The sequence below is a fragment of the Chryseobacterium sp. PCH239 genome, assembly GCF_018924625.1.
Lineage (GTDB): Bacteria > Bacteroidota > Bacteroidia > Flavobacteriales > Weeksellaceae > Chryseobacterium > Chryseobacterium cucumeris.
Window position 1 is genome coordinate 4,965,848 of the sequence record NZ_CP073027.1, and the last position, 21,224, is coordinate 4,987,071.

At 37.1% G+C, this 21,224-nt stretch carries 22 protein-coding genes; 10 read left to right on the forward strand and 12 right to left on the reverse strand.

Annotated elements, in window-relative coordinates; translation table 11 throughout:
- Window positions 1-54: 54 nt before the first annotated feature.
- Window positions 55-1,266, reverse strand: coding sequence for a winged helix-turn-helix domain-containing protein (locus KBP46_RS22790; RefSeq protein WP_216444263.1), 1,212 nt, complete (start codon window positions 1,264-1,266; stop codon window positions 55-57).
- 110 nt (window positions 1,267-1,376) lie between these two features.
- Window positions 1,377-2,324, reverse strand: coding sequence for a beta-1,6-N-acetylglucosaminyltransferase (locus KBP46_RS22795; protein WP_123279623.1), 948 nt, complete (start codon window positions 2,322-2,324; stop codon window positions 1,377-1,379).
- 443 nt (window positions 2,325-2,767) lie between these two features.
- On the opposite strand from KBP46_RS22795, the gene KBP46_RS22800 reads away from it, so the two are divergent.
- The 3 genes from KBP46_RS22800 (at window position 2,768) to KBP46_RS22810 (ending at window position 4,552) form a co-directional block, all read left to right on the forward strand.
- The gene (locus KBP46_RS22800) at window positions 2,768-3,484 is read left to right on the forward strand and encodes a DEAD/DEAH box helicase (protein WP_228432471.1); all 717 of its coding nucleotides are present in this window, start codon (window positions 2,768-2,770) and stop codon (window positions 3,482-3,484) included.
- Between the two features lie 55 nt (window positions 3,485-3,539).
- The gene (locus KBP46_RS22805) at window positions 3,540-3,734 is read left to right on the forward strand and encodes a cold-shock protein (RefSeq protein WP_062671956.1); all 195 of its coding nucleotides are present in this window, start codon (window positions 3,540-3,542) and stop codon (window positions 3,732-3,734) included.
- A 356-nt stretch (window positions 3,735-4,090) separates the two neighbouring features.
- A complete protein-coding gene (locus KBP46_RS22810; RefSeq protein WP_216444264.1) occupies window positions 4,091-4,552 on the forward strand; it encodes a MaoC family dehydratase in 462 nt (153 codons plus the stop codon).
- A gap of 105 nt (window positions 4,553-4,657) precedes the next feature.
- Here KBP46_RS22810 and KBP46_RS22815 read toward each other — a convergent pair whose 3' ends face one another.
- Entirely contained in the window at window positions 4,658-5,620 is a 963-nt protein-coding gene (locus KBP46_RS22815) for a zinc-binding dehydrogenase (RefSeq protein WP_216444265.1), read from the reverse strand.
- A 48-nt stretch (window positions 5,621-5,668) separates the two neighbouring features.
- Window positions 5,669-6,538 carry an alpha/beta fold hydrolase gene (locus tag KBP46_RS22820; protein ID WP_216444266.1) on the reverse strand — a complete coding sequence of 290 codons (870 nt, stop codon included), beginning with the start codon at window positions 6,536-6,538 and terminating at the stop codon, window positions 5,669-5,671.
- Window positions 6,539-6,739: 201 nt separating this feature from the next.
- Here KBP46_RS22820 and KBP46_RS22825 point away from each other — a divergent pair, with 201 nt between their 5' ends.
- From KBP46_RS22825 to KBP46_RS22835, 3 genes are all read left to right on the forward strand, one after another.
- Complete coding sequence (locus tag KBP46_RS22825; protein ID WP_216444267.1) at window positions 6,740-7,603, forward strand: LysR family transcriptional regulator; 864 nt, start codon at window positions 6,740-6,742, stop codon at window positions 7,601-7,603.
- A gap of 254 nt (window positions 7,604-7,857) precedes the next feature.
- Window positions 7,858-8,415, forward strand: coding sequence for a Crp/Fnr family transcriptional regulator (locus tag KBP46_RS22830; protein ID WP_062671945.1), 558 nt, complete (start codon window positions 7,858-7,860; stop codon window positions 8,413-8,415).
- 77 nt (window positions 8,416-8,492) lie between these two features.
- Window positions 8,493-9,296, forward strand: coding sequence for an SDR family oxidoreductase (locus tag KBP46_RS22835; RefSeq protein ID WP_216444268.1), 804 nt, complete (start codon window positions 8,493-8,495; stop codon window positions 9,294-9,296).
- Between the two features lie 11 nt (window positions 9,297-9,307).
- On the opposite strand, the gene KBP46_RS22840 is transcribed toward KBP46_RS22835, so the two are convergent.
- Window positions 9,308-9,793, reverse strand: coding sequence for a GNAT family N-acetyltransferase (locus KBP46_RS22840; RefSeq protein ID WP_216444269.1), 486 nt, complete (start codon window positions 9,791-9,793; stop codon window positions 9,308-9,310).
- A gap of 343 nt (window positions 9,794-10,136) precedes the next feature.
- Here KBP46_RS22840 and KBP46_RS22845 point away from each other — a divergent pair, with 343 nt between their 5' ends.
- Complete coding sequence (locus KBP46_RS22845) at window positions 10,137-11,798, forward strand: lamin tail domain-containing protein (protein WP_216444270.1); 1,662 nt, start codon at window positions 10,137-10,139, stop codon at window positions 11,796-11,798.
- Between the two features lie 111 nt (window positions 11,799-11,909).
- On the opposite strand, the gene KBP46_RS22850 is transcribed toward KBP46_RS22845, so the two are convergent.
- Window positions 11,910-12,386 carry a hypothetical protein gene (locus KBP46_RS22850; protein WP_062671938.1) on the reverse strand — a complete coding sequence of 159 codons (477 nt, stop codon included), beginning with the start codon at window positions 12,384-12,386 and terminating at the stop codon, window positions 11,910-11,912.
- 42 nt (window positions 12,387-12,428) lie between these two features.
- On the opposite strand from KBP46_RS22850, the gene KBP46_RS22855 reads away from it, so the two are divergent.
- Window positions 12,429-12,659, forward strand: coding sequence for a hypothetical protein (locus tag KBP46_RS22855; RefSeq protein WP_062671936.1), 231 nt, complete (start codon window positions 12,429-12,431; stop codon window positions 12,657-12,659).
- Window positions 12,660-12,757: 98 nt separating this feature from the next.
- Here KBP46_RS22855 and KBP46_RS22860 read toward each other — a convergent pair whose 3' ends face one another.
- Window positions 12,758-15,154, reverse strand: a complete 2,397-nt coding sequence (locus KBP46_RS22860) for a hypothetical protein (RefSeq protein ID WP_216444271.1) — start codon at window positions 15,152-15,154, stop codon at window positions 12,758-12,760.
- Window positions 15,155-15,642: 488 nt separating this feature from the next.
- On the opposite strand from KBP46_RS22860, the gene KBP46_RS22865 reads away from it, so the two are divergent.
- Window positions 15,643-17,553, forward strand: a complete 1,911-nt coding sequence (locus KBP46_RS22865) for an amidohydrolase (RefSeq protein WP_216444272.1) — start codon at window positions 15,643-15,645, stop codon at window positions 17,551-17,553.
- A 78-nt stretch (window positions 17,554-17,631) separates the two neighbouring features.
- Here the strand turns inward: KBP46_RS22865 and KBP46_RS22870 are convergent, their stop codons facing one another.
- The 4 genes from KBP46_RS22870 to KBP46_RS22885 all read right to left on the reverse strand — a co-directional run bounded on the left by KBP46_RS22870 (window position 17,632) and on the right by KBP46_RS22885 (window position 19,399).
- The gene (locus KBP46_RS22870) at window positions 17,632-17,802 is read right to left on the reverse strand and encodes a lmo0937 family membrane protein (RefSeq protein WP_047433678.1); all 171 of its coding nucleotides are present in this window, start codon (window positions 17,800-17,802) and stop codon (window positions 17,632-17,634) included.
- Between the two features lie 47 nt (window positions 17,803-17,849).
- Window positions 17,850-18,167 carry a hypothetical protein gene (locus tag KBP46_RS22875; protein WP_216444273.1) on the reverse strand — a complete coding sequence of 106 codons (318 nt, stop codon included), beginning with the start codon at window positions 18,165-18,167 and terminating at the stop codon, window positions 17,850-17,852.
- Window positions 18,168-18,289: 122 nt separating this feature from the next.
- A complete protein-coding gene (locus tag KBP46_RS22880) occupies window positions 18,290-18,838 on the reverse strand; it encodes a type 1 glutamine amidotransferase domain-containing protein (RefSeq protein ID WP_216444274.1) in 549 nt (182 codons plus the stop codon).
- 108 nt (window positions 18,839-18,946) lie between these two features.
- Window positions 18,947-19,399 carry a PA2169 family four-helix-bundle protein gene (locus KBP46_RS22885; RefSeq protein ID WP_120231721.1) on the reverse strand — a complete coding sequence of 151 codons (453 nt, stop codon included), beginning with the start codon at window positions 19,397-19,399 and terminating at the stop codon, window positions 18,947-18,949.
- A gap of 464 nt (window positions 19,400-19,863) precedes the next feature.
- Here KBP46_RS22885 and KBP46_RS22890 point away from each other — a divergent pair, with 464 nt between their 5' ends.
- Complete coding sequence (locus tag KBP46_RS22890; RefSeq protein WP_216444275.1) at window positions 19,864-20,535, forward strand: hypothetical protein; 672 nt, start codon at window positions 19,864-19,866, stop codon at window positions 20,533-20,535.
- Window positions 20,536-20,772: 237 nt separating this feature from the next.
- Here the strand turns inward: KBP46_RS22890 and KBP46_RS23980 are convergent, their stop codons facing one another.
- Window positions 20,773-21,180, reverse strand: a complete 408-nt coding sequence (locus KBP46_RS23980) for a hypothetical protein (RefSeq protein ID WP_253297120.1) — start codon at window positions 21,178-21,180, stop codon at window positions 20,773-20,775.
- Window positions 21,181-21,224 lie beyond the last annotated feature (44 nt).

A 21,224-nucleotide genomic window follows, 5' to 3' on the forward strand; every position in this document is an offset into this window, starting at 1 on the left:
TAAAATCGCATTATTGAAGTCAATAGTGCGATTTGTCTTTTTAATAGTTCTCCATTACTTTTTAAACTTTACTTTGGATAATTCTTTTTTGATAACAGTGGTCAATTTTGATGGACTTACTTGAGTCAGAGCCAAAGACTCACAACCATTGAAAATGGCAAAGCGTTTTAAGGTCTCTACGAAAGGCTTAAGCCATAAATCAAGATTAATAGTACTGTTTTCAATATGTAAATGAATAAGCTCCAGTTTTTTTTCTTTTCTGTGCGCTTTACAATCAACCCTTCCGATAAACTGATCTCCAAACAGGATAGGCAGACAGAAATAACCATACTGTCTTTTTTCTTTTGGAGTATAGCATTCCAGACGGAAATCAAAATCAAAAATCTGTTTGATTCTATCCCGATGAATAATGGAATTGTCAAACGGAGACAACAGCCATACACTGGAGCTTGCCTGATCAAATGTTTTTTCCAGTATTTCATTTTGAACAAAAACAGAAGATCCTCCTTCACTGGTCACTTTTGATATTGTATCTTCTTCAAGCATCATCTGTAAAACCTTATTGACATTCGTTTTTAAAGCATTTCCTTTTCTGAGGTGAGTGATTTGTTTTAATGTCGTAAATCCATAGGCTCTCAGATTGGTTTTTACCAGATATTCTGCAAACTCCAATGGAGTAGGTTCTGAGATATTCGTGGAAGATGGCAGAACCCTTTCGGCCAGATCATACGTTTTCTGCATTCCGGAACGTCCGCTGATCATCAGATCTCCCTGCATGAAAAGTCTCTCAAGAGCCAGCTTGGCAGGTTTCCAATTCCACCAGCTTCCTGCTTTATGGCTTTCATTCTCAAAATCTCTTGCTCTTTTAGGACCTTCATTGCGTATGGTATCTACTACATACTTCATCACTTTAGGATCAGCATTGTAATAACGGGATTCTCCTCTTTTAATCATCAGCATCTGAGGCAAAACATATCGGAAATCCTGCATCGGAAGATAAGAAGCAGCATGAAACCAATACTCAAATACTTTACGGTCCTCTACCAGTTCTTCCAGATTATCTGCCTTAAAATCCGGGATTCTTGTCCATAGCGTATGGTGATGAGCCCGTTCCACTATAGATAATGTATCAATCTGTATATATCCGAGATGTTCCAAAGCGTTCAAAACTGCAGTTTTTCCGGTTCCGAATGGTGTATTTTGTGTTAATCCCTGACTGTCTAATGTTAGCCGTTTTAAGTGTTCCGGTGTCAGCTTCTTTTCCATATTTTAATTTGAATAAAACACGTTTGATGATGTTCCTCCAAATATAATGATTTGGCAGAAAAACATTAAAGAGTATCTGACTTAAGTATATTGAGGATGAAGTGCAAAGATCAGTTGTTTTGACGGTTATTTCTTTTCAATTCTCTTTCTACTTCATTTATATAAGGAAGGGGAGTAAGGTAGCTTTCTTCAATATACTTTCTGATACTTTCGTCCGTTTTTTTGTTAACCTTTCTGATGAAAAGCTGATTACCAGATTTTAATGATTGAATATAATTGAATGTATTCTGTGTATTTTGAAAAAAGGAGGTCTCAAGTACTGCTCTTTTATCATCATTGACGATAATATCATTGAACGATGTATTCATAAGAACAGTCTGAAAAAATGAATCTGCAGGTAAAAAAGTATGAAGATAATAGTCTTCAAAATCCATTACCATTTTGTTGTTTGTTAAAAATAAGCAGGTTTCTCTTGTAAACATAAACCATTTACCACCTATATAAGGAATCACATCTTTCATAAAAGATCTTTTGTAGATGAAAGATGAAATAACATAAGCCAATTCTGTAAAGTGATTTTGTATTCTTTTCAGCGTGTCGGGTCTGTAAAACTTCTGATCATAATAAAAAAGATAATTCCTGCCTTTATTGGTCGTAAGAAATTTACGGATAATATTTTGTGATTTCAATGGATAATCTTCACCGCTCAGATTAATAAAATAATCCCATTCTTTGCTTACATTCAGGAGGAATTCCATAGCGTTCAATTCTGCCTGAACGATGTTGAAACCTCCCGAAACTATATTCATACTGTCCAGAATATAGACATTGGGAAAATGAACGATGTAAAGTTGTATTTCTTCAATGAACTCTTGTTTCGATTTTTTATCAATATGGATAAGATAAAACTGATCTCTTGTATAGATTTTCTCAAACATGCTTTTAAATACTTCAGGTTTATGATGTATCATAATGAAATAAGCAATTCTTACATGTGGGCCGGAATGGGATTCTGATATTCTGGGAGAAGGTTGGGGGATGGGTGAAAAAGCTTGCATATTCCGGAGTTTAAAATCATCCGCGTCAGCAAATAATTTGGTTAATTTGCAGAAGGTACGAATAAATTTTTGATAATCAGTTAATTAAATAATGTGGTGTTATTTTTTTTATTGTAGGTTTGCAGAACATTTATAAAAACAGGTCACTGCCTTTGCTATTCTGTCATAGTTTAAAATCACTTTTTTCTTTCAGTTTTGCTTTTTCAGCTACCAATTTATAGCCTTTGTTTTCATAGTGGAAATAAGAGATTATAAAGTTCTATTGTAGATAAGAGCGACACGTTATTGCCTGGCCATTCGTAATATAGATAAAAATATTATTGTAGCTGAAGCAAGAGAAAGATGAACAGAAAAGAATACTCTTTTTGTTTGTCATTATAATATACCGATTCAAATTCTGATCAACAGATTTGTGTTAAGATACCGGGAATGCCGGATTTATAATGAATTTTAAAAATTTAAATCTAATTAATCCTATTATCCGTGCAGTGACAGAAGCCGGATATTCCAGGCCTACTGAAATACAGTATTCTGCAATTCCGCATATTTTGGCAGGAAGAGATATTATAGTGTCTGCACAGGCAGGTGCTGGAAAAACAGCTGCATTTGCGATGCCTATTTTACAGCTGCTGAAAAGACAAACTCCGGATCATAAAGAAATAAGAACTTTAATACTTACACCCACTCAGGAACTGGCAATACAGATAGAAGAGAATTTTAAAATCTACAGTAAATATTTACCATTATCTCTGCTTTCTATTTATGAAGGGGTTTCCATTGGAAGCCAACTTGCTGCACTGAGAAAAAGAGTAGATGTTCTTGTGGCAACACCCGGAGGATTGCTTGATGTAGAAAATCAGAGACATATTGATCTTTCTAAAATTGAGCTGTTTGTTTTAGATGATGCCGATAAAATGCTTGATATGGGATTCGCTAATCATATAAAAAAAATATTAAATCTGGTTTCTCATAGAAGACAAAACCTGCTTTTTTCTGCTGCAATGCCGGGAAGTTTAAAATATTTCGCCAAAGCAATCCTGAACAAGCCTGTAGAGATTATTGCAGATCCTGCATCTTCAATACCACAGACGATGAAGCACCCGGATCTTAAAAATATTCAACCATTGATGGGAAGCACAATACCTCTCAGAATATCATAAATAAAATCTGTAGCGTTTACAGATCATAATACACAATTTTTTAATAACAATTACAATGCAAGAAGGCACCGTAAAATTTTTCAATGAAGCAAAAGGCTTCGGTTTTATTACTCCGGCAGACGGAAGTAAAGATATATTCGTACATTCTTCAGGATTAAACACAAGAATGATCCGTGAAAATGATAAAGTAGTTTTTGATATACAAAAAAGCGATAAAGGTTTAAATGCTGTTAACGTAACGTTGGCATAATAAAAGTCTTAATTGCAAATATGTTGAAATAATATACTTTGCCATATCAAGCCTCATATTTTATATTTTTTCTTATTCAAATCCATAAAACTTCTGGATCTGGATATATTGTCTGAAAGAACATTGATGTAATACGGATTACTTTTTATTTTTTATTTTCATGATGTTCATTAGCCTCTTACTTTTATGTAAGAGGTTTTCAGGGATTTAAGAAAATAAGGCAGCAATTGGTCTGAATATTGACAGACTAAGACCGGATGCCTGGAAAATAAATATGCAGACTTGATATACACTCGGCTACGATGATAATGATTGAGCTGTACATATTGTAATTCCTAAAAGGTTCAGAAAAAGATATGATTATTATTAATAATTTTAGTGAGTATAAGTCTCTTGAAGGGCAAATGCTGGGAGATTCTGCCTGGCATACGATAAGTCAGGATCAGATTAATAGATTTGCAGATGCCACCCTGGATCAGCAGTGGATTCATACGGATCAGAAAAAGGCAGAGAAAGAAGGCCCTTTTAAATCAACCATTGCTCATGGGTATTTAACATTGTCTTTGATTCCCTATCTCTGGAAACAGATTGCAGATGTGAGAAATGTAAAAATGGAAATCAATTACGGAATAGAAAATCTTAAGTTCGGAGAAGCTGTTCCCGTAAATAGTGAGGTAAAACTACAGGCAACCGTAAAATCTGTTACTAACCTTAGAGGAACTGTAAAAGCAATCGTGGAGGCCAAACTCCTGATTAAAGACCATGTGAAACCTGCCTATACTGGAGATGTGATTTTCCTTTATCATTTTAAAGATTGATTTTATTGTGAGTGTTCAAGTTGTTGATATTTTGCATTTTACAAATAACAAAACATCATTGAATACAATGATGTTTTCGATTTTGATGACCTTCTAATAAAATAATTACACTGTAAGTACAATCTTCCCCAATAATGGTCTGTCCCGTTTAGAATCCTCTATTCTTTGATGAGCTTTTTGAACCTCTTCAAGCGGATATGTACTGTCTATCACAGGTTTTACTTGTCCGTTCTCAATTAATTCAGTGATCTGATACAGCTCATCTCTGCTTTGTCGGGTAAAAACAAAATGATAGGTGGCATTTTTTTCCCAGGCATTGATAAGGTTTTGAGGTTGTGGAATATCTACCAGTGTTACAACAGAACCATAATCTGCTAAAGCAAGTGGGCTGTCTGAAAGTGTTGTTCCTCCTACAGTATCAATAATCACATTAACTCCTTTTCTGTTGGTATGTGCTTTTATTTCTTCAATCCAGTTTTCCTTATGGTGATCAATGACTACATCTGCTCCAAGCTTTTTTAATTCCTCATGCAGAACACTTTGTCCAGTTGTATACACAAAAGCACCCAGTGATTTCGCAACTTGTATAGCCAGTGTTCCTACGCCACCTGCACCACCAAGAATGAGAATGCTGTCTCCTTTTTTCAATTGAGCTCTTACCACAAGCATTTCCCAAACTGTTCCTCCAATAAGTGGAATGGCAGCAGCCTCTTCATAGCTGATGTTATCCGGCATTCTGGATAATGAGGACTCATCAGTAAGGTGATACTCCGCATAACCGCCTGAGCTGCCAAAGCGAGGAGAATAGTAGACTTTATCACCAGGCTTCCATTGTTTTACCGCTTCACCTACAGTCATAATATCACCAGCGATATCATGACCCGTTATAATAGGGAGCTCGAAAAATGATTCATAATCTCCCCGTCTTATCTGATAATCAAGAGGATTAATAGATGTTGCTCGTACTTTTACTAATACCTGAGAAGGATTTGTTATCATAGGAACAGGCATTTCCGCAAGTTGCAGAACTTCAGGTCCGCCAAAGTTTTTAATGACAATTGTCTTCATAATGAAATGTTTCGATTATTTCTTAATTGATTCAATAGCTTATAGCCACTATCGAGGTAATGTTCCCATGAATTCAAAGATTTCAGCACCTATTTCTTCCGCATTCGTTTCCAGGGCAAAATGTCCGGTGTCATAAAATTTTAATTTGGCTTCCGGCAGATCTTTTTTATAAGCTTCAGCTCCTGCAGGTAGGAAATAGGGATCTTTGTTCCCCCATACCAGTAATAATTTGGGCTGATGCTTTCTGAAATATTTATGGAATTTTGGATATAAAGCCACATTGGTTCTGTAATCTTTAACCAGATCCAGCTGGATTTCAATATTTCCAGGTCGGTCAAGGAATTTTTGATCAAGGGTATAGGCTTCCGGAGCAATCAAAGAAGGATCAGACACACCATGCTGGTACTGAAACAAAGTAACTTCTTTGGAAACAAAACCTTTTAATGCAAGACGGTTGGCTTCCGTTGTGTCATACCAGTATTTTTGGATCGGATTCCATTCACTGCTTAATCCTTCTTCATATGCATTTCCGTTTTGTGAAATGATCCCTGTAATTTTCTCAGGATTGTTCATCGCGAGACGTAAACCTACCGGAGCGCCGTAATCAAAGATGTAAATAGCAAAACGTTTCATATCCAGCTTTTCTACAAATGCCTGTACGGTTGCTGCAAGATTGTCGAAGGTATAAGAGAACTCCTTATGATCAGGAGCGTCAGAATAACCGAATCCCGGTAGATCCGGTGCTATGACATGGTATTTTTTGCTTAAAATCGGGATCAGATTTCTGAACATATGAGATGAGGTAGGATAGCCGTGTAAAAGAAGTATCGTAGGCGCATTGGCCGGACCTGCTTCTCTGTAAAACAGATTTAAATCATTTACTTTGATGTTGCGGTAGTGAACAGGTTGATTTTTCATAATGTGATTATTTACATATAATTTTGATTGTTTTATGCTATTGTCATAGTGCCAGTGAAAAGGACAACTGATACACCTGCAATGAATGGTCTTGAATTTATTTTCATTTATTTTTTTTGATAGTCCAAAATTAATACGGATATTTGATTATTAAAAACGATTAATTGTAATGAATTGAATCACTAATAATGATTGATTAAGATGAATATTAATGATTTAAAAATATTTGAAGCCGTAGCTGAAACGGGAAGTTTTACAAAGGCTGCTTCTGTGATGTTTACGGTTCAGTCAAACGTTACGGCAAGAATAAAAAATCTTGAGGATGAGTTTGATACAAAGCTTTTCTCCCGTACATCCAGAAGGGTAGAGCTTACTTCTGAAGGGATGATCCTGATGCAGTATTCAAAACAGATTCAACATTTGGTGGAAGAAGCAAAAAATAATATCCGGAGTGGTGATAATATCAGAGGATGTCTGAAAATAGGCTGTATAGAAACAACCATGGCGCTGAAAGTTCCGGAAATCCTCCATACTTTTGATGAAAAATTTCCTGATATTGAGCTTGAATTCAAATCAGATACCAGAGATTCAGTGTTGTCTGATGTTTTGAATTACAACCTGGATGCTGCCTTTGTTTCTGCTCCAGTGAATGCCAAAGGACTGGAAAAAATCTGCATTAAGGAAGAACAGCTTGTGATTCTGGCTTCCTCAAAAGGTCCGGATCTGCAGACGTTGATGGATAAAGAACCCTTAAAAATAGTGGTATTTGATGAAGGATGTATTTTCAGAGAAAGATTAGAATCCTGGTTAAGCCACAAAGGAATTCTTAACTACAAAAGTACAGTTCTGAATTCCATTGAAGGAGTCATCAACTTTGTGGAAGCAGGATTGGGAGTCAGCATATTGCCGGAAGAAGTGGTTACTAAATATTATGCCGGAAGAGGCATTAAGACCTATAAACTGAATAAGCAGCTGGGAACGATGAATACCATTCTTGTTTTCAGAAAAGACGGACCACAGTCAAGAGCATTACAATGTTTTATTGATATGCATTTAGAGGTATAAATTTTACCGGGAAAATAAAGGCTATGGCAAAAACTACCGAGACACTTGATGAGTTTTACAGGAATAAATAGGAAGCTTTATCAGGCGATTTTCCCAAAAATGACGGACAGTTTAATGTCTTCAGAACAGATACAATATTGGAAGGAACTTTCCTCATCCACAGATTTTAAAGAATAGCGCTACAGTCATTTTAATGATGTCATTTTTTACCAAATGGTAAATACACCCAAATGATAATGGCTAACTTTGTTGTTATGAAAGAGTTTATAGAATTTATTCTGCAGTTTGGTCATTTGAACCAGCAGCAAATAGACCTCATCACAAGCAAAGCAAAAGAGGTTGAGCTAAGCAAAGATGAGTATTTTGCAGAAGCAGGAAAAGTCCTCAGGCAGGTAGGTTTTATTCTTGACGGAATCATTCGTATCTGCTATTATAACAATAAAGGAGAAGAAATTACCAAGATCTTTATTGAAGAAAAACATTTGCTCTTCAATCTGAAAAATGTGCCTTCCACAGAATATATTCAGGCTGCTACGGATTGTAAACTTCTTGTGTTTTCTAATCAGGATTGGAAAGAAATTTCAGATACCATTATCGACTGGGAAAATATTATTCAAAAAGTGACCAATAAAGCCCTTGCCCAAAAGCTGGAAAGAGTAAGCCCGTTAGTCTCTCAGGATGCCACCACCCGCTATCTGGAATTTATGGAAAAATACCCCACATTGGTCAATCGTATTCCTTTGTCCTATATCGCTTCTTATCTTGGAATCACGCAGCAGTCATTAAGCAGAATCAGGAAAAATATCAGGTAAGATGCTTTTTACCAAATGGTAAACAGGTTCTTTTTTTATCGTTGCAACTTTGCAATATCAATCTAAAACAATAAAAAATGAACCCAACAATTTTCATTACCGGCGCTTCATCAGGACTGGGAAAAGCCACCTCCAAACTGTTTGCATCAAAAGGCTGGACGGTAATTGCAGCAATGCGATATCCTGAAAAAGAAACTGAACTTACAGAATGGTCTAACATTCATCTCCTGAAATTAGATATCAGCGATTCGAAACAGATTTCAGAAATTGCTTCAGAAGCAGAAAAAATAGGTCCGGTAGACGTAGTCCTTAATAATGCTGCTTACGGACTTATGGGACCTTTTGAAGGAATTGAGGATGAACAACTTGCCAGCCAGATCAATACCAATTTCTTAGGAACACTACTGGTGACAAAGTCATTTCTTCCTTATTTAAGAGCCAGAAAAAATGGAACAATTATTACGGTAACATCATCTACTGCCAATATTCCTTACCCGTTTGTTTCCGTATATGCTGCCACAAAATCTGCATTGGAAAAGTGGTCTGAAGGAATGAGCTATGAACTGAAAGAGTGGAATATTAAGATTAAAACAGTAGTTCCTGCTTATATGCAGACCAATTTCGGAAATAATGCACAAATGGTTTCGCATCCGGATTACCAGTCTATTTTTAATCAATATATAACAGCCATGAGAGCCGATTCATCCTCAAAACGTGATACTCCTGAAACCATAGCTGATATTGTGTATGAAGCCGCCACAGACAACAGAGAGCAGCTTCATTATATTGCTGGTGCACTGGCAACTTCTGAGTATGAATGGTTGAGAAAAGAAGGAATAGAAACGGTAATTAATGAGATGAATGAACATTTTTTTGGCTAATGAGTCAATAGTTAGTCATGTCTGTAAATAAACTCCTCAATTTCCGTTTGTCTGGCATTGGCAAACCCTTTATCGGTACCGATTTTTATAAAACCACATTTTTCCAAAACCTTTTGTGAACCCAGATTATCAAAGGCAACCCGTCCAAAAATTGGTCTTGTAGTTTCTATTGTGAGAAAATCTTTTAGAGCGGTTGTGGCAATACCTTTTCCCCAGAAATTTTTGTCAATCCAATAAGTGATTTCGACATCATCTTCCATGATAAACTTGGCTATACTTCCAACAATCACTGTACCGGCAATGATCGTTTGGTTGTTGATGGTGGGATCAGCCAGTAGTTTGGTGAACTTGGCGATATAGGCTTCTTTATTGGTAGAATCTTTTGATGTAAATGCTGCCAGATGATTGGCTTCATCATCAAGCTGAAACTGAAAAAGAGTTTCTAAATCTTCCACTACAGTCGGCCTGAGTTTGATGTCATGTTGAATATCTTTCATGGTGTGAGATAGGTGTTGATTGGTTTTCAAATATAGAATTTATTTAAGCTATTTACCTAGTGGTCTGATCTTTAAAAATTAAATTATAGAAGATTTATTTTTCCCACGGATGAAACAGATTTTCCCAGATGTTGATGTTTAAAATAATGAATTCTTTTTTATACGTACAAATGCCTATCGTCTACAGTACAAATACTTGGCTTCAAAATCGGAAACTTATACTCTGAAATTCGCTCTTTTTTCGCCGTTACTTTGGTATGTTCAAAAGAAGCTTCAAAACCCTGAACAACGGCAGCATCCGAAAAGCCAAGAAAAGAGTAGGAACCATATCAATATTATTATCATGAAAAATCCAGAAAATGTTGCTCCCTTTGTAGAAGCATCACAAATTATTACAGAACTGAAAGACAGAGCTAATGATATTCTTTCCAGTGTTTTAAGTACAAAACTGTCTGCGATCACCATTAACGGAAAAGGAAATTTTCCTTATTACTGGCAGGACCCTTCTAATCTGAAGTTTAATAAGAAAACTTACGACTGGATCTCTTCCAACCTTAGAGCCAATACTGAACCAGTGCAGCTGGATCAGGTGTTTACCAATTATTTTATTGATGCGTTCTCAAAAGTCAATTATTCTTTATCTGTACAAGATACTGCTGTCCTGAATGATGCCCATACAAGAGCTACAGATCAGCAAATGGCTTTACTCAATGCCTGGGTAGCGGCTTATAATACGCTTCCTCCTGCTACCGAGACCATGCAGCCTATTGATATCATTATGGATAAAATAGCTACGGAATGGGCGAATCCTTCCACTACTTTATACCAGATTCAGAAGAGTGATAACCTTGATGCGCTACTGAATAAGACCCCGGCAAGCGGTAAGCCTATTCTCCCTGTCTTAGCCAATTATCTGGATGCACTGGGCGCTACGATATCATTACAGAACAATGTAACGATGAATAATGGTTACCTTTCCAAAGCATTGAAGAATGTACAGAACCCTAAAAAAGAAAATGGCGGACTGCTATTGAATGACGATAGTATTTTACCGGCTTTTGAGGTGACCACTCCGCTTAACGAAATTTTAAACGGGCTTAAAAATACTTCTCAGACCGCTCAGATTGATATGCAAGTGACCCGTGAATCTGAAAGCCGTTTCAGTGTTTCCGTAGAAGGGAAGACTGGTTTTTCTATTCCTATCTTTGATTTCTTTACCTTAGGAATTGGGGGGAATGCCAATTATTTCAGTGAAGATATTGCAATCAGCAAAAACTCCATCCAGATCTCGATGATGTTTACGGGAGTTACGCTTGTGAACTTTGGACCCAAAGACTTTAATATTGCCAGCAATATGTACTGGGCGTGGTTTGACCCTATCCGTAAAGCGCAGATTAATAGCGCAGACAAAGAGAATATCTCAGGATATAAGTTTTCTCCCGATCCGGGGATGAAATTCGGACCGGAAGGACCTTTCGGGTTACTGAATGGAGTAGCGATTTCCAATTATCCTACTGTAGAGATCACGGTAACAGGTGAAGATTATAAAAGTATTCAGAAAACTTTTGAGCAATCTTCTTCAGCCACGCTTTCTTTCTTAGGAATTCCGTTGGCAAGCGTTAAAGAATCTACGTATTCTTCTTCCTACTCTGTAGACCATTCTAAATCTTCCATCAAGATTACACTCAGTCCTCCGCCAAGTCTGGTGGCTGGTAACAACAGAGATTCCATAGCATGGGTTCTGGGTGCGGTTGTAGATTATCCGGCTGAGGTAAGTGATGACGTTGAATTTCTTAATGATGAAGAGTTAGTTGCTAAAGGAGCTTATCCCAACTATCAGCTGTATAAAGATAACTTCGGAACTACCTATTGCTCTGTAAAAAAAGTGAAATCTCATGCCGTAGGTGCTACATGGGTAAGTGACTGTCTTGCTGCCCATCCTGGAACAAGCCCTGCAGGAAAACCATGGACAAGCCCTAAACAATCCGGGGTGATCTGGCCTTAAACAACAAAATACGTATAATAAAATAGACTGTCTCAACAAGGCAGTCTATTTTGCTATATTTTAATTCGAGTTTTTTTATTCTGTCAATTTTCAGACTTTTTTGGTTGGGACCTATTTGACCAGGAGATAGATTCCTACCCCAATGGCGGCATAAGCCGTAACGGTAAGAATATCAGCAATAGGCTGCGAAAATCGTTTTTCTGCAATTCTCTCACTATTGATCTGATTCTTATGGAATTTCAGACTTTTTTTAGCATTGCGAACAGGGTGTGCTACCAGACTGTCTCCTTCCCAACGGTCAACAATGACTTTATAGCTCTTGTTGTCTACTTCAATTCTGACATTTTTACCGGCAGCCAGTTTTTCCTGAACATTCACCGGTGCAGGGGCTGGTTGTGCATTCATGTTTGGAGCGGCAGTAGTTGTCCCCATCATTTGAGAAGAAGTATTATTCGCTATATCGGTATTCTTTTTAGGGCCTTGATTATTGTTAGCTGCCACAGCCGGATCCACTGGCTTTTTTACCTGATAGGTATAGCAGCTGGTAAGCGTAGATAATATAAAGATGAAATAAAGATTCTTTCGCATAAGCCAAATTTAAGAATTAAACGGAATATTTGGGATTTTCTTTTGAAAGATGATGTTTTTTTATTGTTTTTCACCGCATGTAAGACAGGTATCATCCATATCTATAACATTTCTCTGCTACCGCACGAATCCTTTCTTGCGGTAGCAGAGAGAGCTAAAGATGCTTTAAAAGCAGCCCATATTACAATTTTAAAGCATATTTTAAAAACAGAAACAAAAACAGAGCTAAGCCCGCCTGAAATAAAAAATCTTATTCATCAACTGGAGCAATAAATGGGTAGGACCTCCTTGCTAAGAGCCGCTTGTAATGAGATGTTTTTAATAATAAAGTAATAAAAAGGGACAAGCTAAATATAACTTGTCCCATATGTTTATTTTAAAACCTGCTGGTCATAAAGAATATTATCGTCTTCATCAAAGCTTATGATCAACACTTTAAATTGTTTGGCGCTGTCGTTATTGAAAAATTTAATTCTTGGCGGAACATAATCACTGTCAAATAAATTAGGATTCCAGTACAGTGTCTCACGCGTATCATTTTCAATTTTTTCAGGAGCATCATTATCTATCATTTCAATAGGGAATTCTGAAGGTTTATCATAACCCTTGATGATGGATGAGTTGTTCTTTTTTACTTCTTTTTCGTTGCTTTTAGCCTGCATATTGCCCTTCATTGTGTAGATGGCTACGGCATCACCTACCAATCCTGATCCTTTGATGATTTTTACCATCGCAATATTGTTGATGGGAAGAGTGGAGATCATGCTGGGATCGGTAGCTATTTCATCTAAAAAGAGCTTGGCTTGCTGTCCCCGGATATAAGGAACGTTGGCTCCTGAATTATTTCTCTGAAATGTCAGGCCGGCAGCTTTTCCCTGCAGCCAGTCTAAAATATTGGTGTATCCTGACGTATGCTGGTCTTCATTCACGAAATCAAATACAGTAGAATTGACAGAACTGAACATTCCGCTGGAAAGTTGTTTATCAAGATCTGCCTTCGCATCTTTCTTTTTTCCAACTAAAGCAACTTCCTGAATTTGTATATCATTACTCTCTTTCTTTTTTATATTTTTTTGCGTATTGATGGCTCTGGAAATAGTTGGAGGAAGAGTTTTATTTTTATCAGCTTTTACCAATGTATATTTTGTAGCCGGGAAATTGCCCTTAAATGGGGAAGGTGTGACTAACGGTTCTATGGTGACAAACAAATCCTGATTCCCTGATTCTTTATTTTCTGAATTGACAAAGGCTGAAACTTCCAGCGGTTCATCATTATTGAGGTTATTTAAATAGATATATCCGTTTTGATCTGTTTTGAATTGGCTGAATACAGGCTGGCTTTGACCAGATTTTGATAATAAATTGATACTCGTGTTGGGCAGCAGAGCATTATTTTTAATAGGTTTTACTCTGTAAGAAAGGTATTTTTGAGATTGGGTTTTAATGGCGGGTACAGTTCCGCTGAGTACAGCATTCCAGTCGAATCTTTTCCAGTTTTCTGAAATAAGAAGTGCATCCAAAGCTTCAGTGTTGGCATTCTTAGCGAAGTATTGTGCAGGGCTGTCTATTCTTGTGGTAAAATCTCCCGTTAGCCAGAGCCCGCTCAGAATATTGTCTTCTTCAGGAGTTGGGTTACCATTATCTTCGCTTACCACAACTGTATAATTTTTGAAATAAGATTCCGGAGAAAGATCAATACTGTTGAAAGCTCTTGGTGTTGGTTTTAAACTCTGACCTACTATTTCTGCTTTCTCAACCTTTAAATTACCAGGTTTTATAAAGCAAAGCCTCTGTGCCACCACATTGTCCTGTTCATCAAGAATAACCAATTGCAGGATACCGTTGGCACCACTACTGATTTTTGTAGGAATAAGGCTTGATGCCTCATTCGTCAGGTGGTTGATATTGGCTCTGTAAGCAAGATGGTTGTTGATCAGTCCAATAATTTTATAACCCTGAAGCTGTTGTTTGAGATTGACAACTTTTAAATTGTACTTTATCCCTTCTTTAGAGCTTGAAACCTCTATATTCAGGCCGCTGTCGGCAACTTGTGGTAGATCTATTGTATGACTTTTTCCTGCATTGTCCTGAATAATGGCCTGATATTTCTTTCCGGATGCCGGAGTTATCTTAAAAGAAGCGACATTTTTATCAAAAGATTTGAATGTAGTAACAGGAGTGTTGGGGTTTTGGCTGTCTATAATTTTTCCGGACCAGTTTTCCGGCAGAGAAGAATTGGAAGATAATCTTACAGCAAACTTTGTAGGCATACCGTTAATGAAAGTTCCGCCTTCCGGGAAGACCTTGGCAGACCAATCAGAACTTTTAGAGATTACCAATGATTCTGTAGAGTTTGGATTGTAAACCGGAATTGTTTTGACAATTTGGAAATCCTCATTAAAATTGGTCATGTAAGGGGTGTAAGCTCTTACAAAATAAACCTGTTCGGGAAGATCTTCTTTCAGTTGAAAATCTCCGCTGCCTTCACCATTCGTAAGAAGTACCGTTTTCCAGTCTATTAATTTTTTATCAGAATTATACAGCTCAACAAAAAGCGTAGTGGATAATTCAGAACGGTTATATCCGTCAAATACAAAACTTTTGAACCAGATTTTATCACCAGCTGCATATTGCGGTTTGTCCGTAAGTACATATACTTTTTCCTGCTCGTAATGATCCTCAAGATTGGTAATTGCTTTTTCTAATTTGGTTTGTGCCAGTACAGGCTGTACCATTGAAAGGAGCAATACACAGAACATATTTTTCATAGAAATCTCAGCACATTTTAATTCTTTGCTAATGTAATCATTTAAAGACTTCTGGAGTTGATATTTTATATGTTATTTCACAAGAGTGAAAAGAAATTGATGATGTTTTCAAGTCAAAAATCTTGAGATACAGTGCATGGTGAGGTATTGGAAAATACCAATAGAGAATTGTGAATTAAACAGGAACGTGCTGTAAATTAAAATTTTAGAGATGTGAATTTAATCAACATTTAGTGATAAAAAATATTTTGAATGAATATTTTTATTATTTTTATAAAATAAACTAAAACATGAAAATATATGAAATTTATTACCCTTCCCGAATTCAACCTGACATAGAACCTTAAAAAATCCTTTTAATTTAAAATTATCAATAGGCCTCATCTGATGAGAGGCCTGTAGTTCTATGTATATCAAAATAAAGCATAATTCAAAATCAATACAACCAAAATTAAGCTTACACACAATCCTTAAATCCAATTATTCCCATGGAAAAATCACACAATCACACGCAGGGCTGTACTCATTGCTCTTGCCACAATCCTGTTTTGGATGTTCTTAAAGAAGAACTTTTCAGTGCAGAAAATTTGACCAAAATAAATCCGGGTTCCGGAAAAGCCACCCACGAAAAACCACAAACTCTGATGGTATGCGGAGGAATCATCCGTCCTATGATTGGAGGATCAACAGCTACCGTTGAATCTGTTGGGATCGCTGATGGAAAAGTAGTGGTGACCGGTACAAAAGATCAGGTAGAAGAGTATATGAAGCAGCATTTTCAAGGGTTTCAAAGAAAAGAACTAGCCGGTACTCAAACTTTACTTCCGGGGCTGATAGAACCCCATGTTCATATGGTTCCAACAGCAATGATGCAGGGCTGGCTGGATCTGAGCCCTTTTGAAGGACAGAATTTAAAGGCTGTTTATGACCTGACCTCTGTAGGGACCATCATCAACAATCATGTTCCTAAAATTCCGGGGGCTGTTATTTTAGGGAGAGGTCTAGACCCTTCATTAATGCCTTTTAAGGAAAAAGATGGTAAAAAAGAGTTAATAACCATCGATAATATACTACTTGACAGTATTAATCATAGGACACCGATGATGTTGTTAAGTGCTTCTATGCATACACTTTATCTGAATACCAAGGCGCTGGAATATGTATTTAAACATAATTCCGATATCAGTACTGAGTATAAAACCGTTGAAAATTATATTGCTGAGACCAAAGGTCAGCTGCAGGAAGGCTTACAAATGACTCCTGCATTGAAGACGGTAAAGCTGCAGATCATTGCGATGAGCATAGAGATTAACAGATATCTTACCAATCTTTTCAATACAGCCAATTCAAGAGGGGTTACTTTTATGTATGATGCCGGACTGAATAAAGGTTCAGAAGTACTGTTAACCAAATACTTCGAGACTCACCCGGAACGCGTAAGAACAGGAGGCGCTTATCTGTGTTCCAGCCAGGAAGATGTTGATAAACTGGAACCTTATAAAGAACCGGAGCACTATAAACCTGTATATTACGGGCATATTAAAGTGGTTTCAGATGGTTCCAACCAGGGATTGACAGGTTATCAGAGCGCTCCTTATCTGTGTAATCCTGCGAACAACACAGGGGTATTTAATTTTCCGCAGACAGGTATTCCGGCCCATACGATTCCTCCGAACTATAATACATTAATCAACAGCGTGGTCGCTGTAAAAGGCTGGCCGCTGATGGTTCATGCTAATGGAGATCAGGCAGTAACATTTGCCATTAATGCTTATCAGCGTAGTTTGGCTCAATATAGAGGTCCGGAGCTTCGTAACCGTATTGAGCACTGTTCACTGCTGACATCAGAGCAAATTACCAATATGCTTCAAATGGGAGTATCTCCAAGTTTCCTGATCGGCCACGTAGGCTACTGGGGCTATGCTTTTAAAGAAGTAATATTCGGGGAAAAAGCACAAATGCTTGATCTTTGTGGTTCAACGCTTGCTGCCGGTATGAGAATTACCCTTCACAGCGACAATGAGGTGAGTCCATTAGGTCCTCTGAGAATGATGGAACAATCCATTACCAGAATCATGGAAAAAAATCCAAACGATATTGAGGTCTTAAACAGCGCGGAACGTATTACCCCGGAGCAGGCCTTAATTGCCGTTACTTATGATGCTGCCTGGCAGTGTTATGCAGATAAATGGGTAGGATCGTTAAATGAAGGATACTTTGCTGATTTCGTTATTTTGGAACAGGATCCTCTTTCATTGAATACACCTTCATTACAGTATATGAAAATGAGAGACATTCCGGTATTGGAAACCTGGGTAGGCGGTATACCTGTGTATGTGAATCATAAGACTGAAAAAACACTAACAGAGAAAGATGTTGTTTTTTCAGATAAATCATAAAAGGTTCTGAAAAGAGCTTAAATAGTTGCTAATTAAATACCTATCAGAGCAGATTATTTCTGCTCTGATTTTTTGTTTTTAATTAAGAGGTTTTCTGCCGGTAAAAATATTGATCAGAACAACAATAATGGCAACAACCAAGAGTGTGTGGATTAAGCTTCCTGTGTCCATACCGGGAATGATTCCGAGCATTCCCAGTAGCCAGACAGCGATGCAGATGACTGCAACAAGCCATAATAGATTTCTCATAATATTATTTTTTGTGGTTAGTGTTGTGGTGTAGTGGCGGCTTCACTTTATTGATGTCTTAAACCTTTATGGTGGTATTGTGTGCTTTTATGATCAGTTTTATAATTTGAATAAATGGTATCAGTGGTAGTACTGTAATTTTTATTGAAAGACTGATCATCCTCTAACTTGGGCACTGGATAATGAAACTCCTTGCCGTTCTTATAAAGCTTATTATCGTAAGTCCGGTAAATCTGGTTTTCTTTATAAGTGTTTCCGTCAGGGGCAAGATATACTTTGCTTTTCTTGCCTTTCTTTCGCAGGCCCATATAAAGCAAAGAACTTCCTGCTGCAAGAGCCAATGTAATTTTTACTATATTGTTCATACGATTGTGATTTGATTTTAATAATTACAATTTTTTTGCCATAAGATAGAAATGTGGTACTTTTTAGGCATATAAATGTTTGATGAAAAGAAAAAGCCTGGCAGAGCCAGACTTTATTTGTTTCAGAGCGTTTGTTCTGTATGTTTTCCTTCCCTGATCTCTTCTACCATTTTGGCATTAAAGGCAGGAAGATCTTTTGGTGTTCTGCTCGTCACGAGTCCGGCATCTACTACCACCTCGCTGTCTTCCCAGTGTGCACCGGCATTTTTTAGATCCTGGCTGACGGAGTTAACGGAAGTCAGATTCCTTCCTTCTACCACACCCGCGTTGATCAGTACCTGCGGTCCGTGGCAAATGGCTGCTACAGGTTTATGCTGGGCAAAAAAATCTTTTACAAAGGTGAGTGCTTTTTCATTGGTTCTCAGCTGATCGGGATTAATAACGCCTCCCGGTAATACCAGCGCATCATAATCTGAAGCAGCTGCATTGTCCAGCGTTTGATCTACAGGATATTCCTTACCCCAGTCTTTTTCTGCCCATGCTTTAATGCTTCCCGCTTCAGGACTTACGATGTGGGCGGTCCATCCCTGTTGTTCAAGATATTCTTTTGGTGAGCTTAATTCACTCTCTTCAAAGCCATGTGTGGCCAGTATTGCGATTTTCTTTGACATAGTACTGTTTTTTGTGTTAAGTATCGGAAGGTCTGTGACCTCCGATTACAACGTACGATTGTTGTGTGATGATTAAATAAAAAACTTACCTCATGAGAAAGAGGATATCTACTTTTTTAAATCTTCAAGAACTTCAAATTTATCATGAGAAGCCTTGAGCTGATGAAGCTGATCCAGTACCACTCTGGAACTTTCCGGGCAAAGATCACCGCTGTCTAAAGCATCCTGATAAGCATCTATAGCAGCATTTTCACCATATACAACATTTCCTAACGTAGAGCCGGCTGTATCTGTGGCAAAAGAATTTTTAACATCAATCCATGCTCTGTGGATAGCTCCCGCAGCTGATCCGGATTGATCCGGTGTGCCTCCTCTTTCTGTAATCAGATTGCTCAATTCGTTTTTCATCTTGTGAGACTGGGCTACCATGGTATCATAATCTGCTCTCAGCTGTGGATACTCATCCCATACTTTGTCTTCCACTTTTGAAAAGCCCTGAATTCTGTCGTTGGTAATGTTCAGTAAATCATTTAATACTGAAACTGTTTTCTCGTTGTTCATATTTTTATATTTTAAATTGGTACTATGAACTTTGCAAGCGCCGTGCCTCAAACACCATATCTGCAAAGATGTGGTATTTAAAAAAACTTAAAATTTTGAAAACAAATCTTAATTAAAAATACCTGATGAACTGCAAAAACGCCACAATTAAAAGTGGTACAGAGGTATAGAGAATTTGTGCTGCAAAGTTATGCTTCTCTGACAAGACATTTATCGGCCAGTATTTTTGCAAGCGATGTTTGATTGATCAGCAAACAGAATTGATAAAGGTTTCAGCTTTAGCTTCTTTAGATAGAGTAGAAGGGGTGCTTAATAAAAATATAATGTGGCATCCCGGAGTACAATGCCATAATTTTTTCTATATTTATAATAAGTAAGTATATGTTTTACTAATGGTTAGAAAAATGGCTTGTGTTTGTATTGTACACTCTAGAACATGCCTGTAAATAATATAAAAAAAGACAATGCCAATAAACCTAATACCTCCGGACGGAGGCCTGTTATATAAGGAAACAGATATGACTCAGTTTTTCCCTGAGCCCTTCAATGCAATAACAGCTCTATTATTTTTAGCCATCGCTATTTTCTGGACCTTTAAAATGAAAGGTAATTTTAAAAAACATCCTTTTTTAACCTACTGCCTGGTATTATTATATATTGGTGCCATAGGGGGAACGGTTTACCATTCTTTCAGGCAATGGCCGGTATTTATCATGATGGATTGGCTGCCTATTATGCTGCTCTGTTTGTCTGCCGGATTTTATTTTATAGCGCAGAGTACCCGATGGTACTATGCTGTTGTTCTGGTTCTGGTATATACAGCACTTATGGTGGGTTTGAGAAACTGGATTTTGGCAGATAACCCTTCTCTTTTTATCAACGTCAATTATGCCATCATGGCTTCATTGGTAGTTTTCTCGGTACTAAGGTATTTGATCTATACCCAATGGAAGGCTGGCAAATGGGTAGGCTTTGCGGTGTTGTCATTTGTTTTTGCACTGACCTTCCGTATTGCTGATAAGTGGGAATGGTTCAGTTTCGGGACCCACTTTTTGTGGCATACTTTCGGGGCGGTGGCGACGTTTTGTATGTTTAATTATATCAGTCTTACAGGGGATATAATTAGAAAAATATAATTGGTTTTTATTATGCTGTGCAAGGCTTTCTGGCTTTGGATTTATAAGTAAGATTATTTTTCTTTAAGCTTGCAATGAGACTTCGAGTAAGCGGAAAATAAATTGCTGACGATTAATTAATTTTTTATATGATTAGAAGGAATAAGAATTCCGAAATTGTAGGATTTCGGAATTCTGTGAAGTGATTTTATTAAACAATTTTAATTTTCGAGATTCTATATTAATATATTATAAAAATTAACTTGCTATTACTCTTAGGTTGATACCTCCTTCTTTTTTCAAATGATTTGAGGTAACACCTAATAGATTTAGAATTGATTGAGTTACAGTATCCCTAGAAAAGCCAGGTTGAACAATGCTAATGTTGAATTTTAATTCCTTATTCCATTTGGCTTCAAAAAGTAACTTTTCTAATAGTTCTATATCACCTTTTCTAATACGAGTTTGTCCATTTCTTTGCTTTTTATATTCTCTTTTGATCAGGTGATTGAAAAACTCCGCATTTTCTTTATATTTCCAAATTAAAGATTTCTGGGCTTGACCACAAACCTCATATAGATTTTTAATCTCGGTAGAAACCACCCCTCTAGTCGCAAATTTTAAATGATATAAATCTATAATAATTGCATCATCAGTATTTTTCACAGCAACGATATCAGCAATTTCCCCACGATTATCATCATTATAAA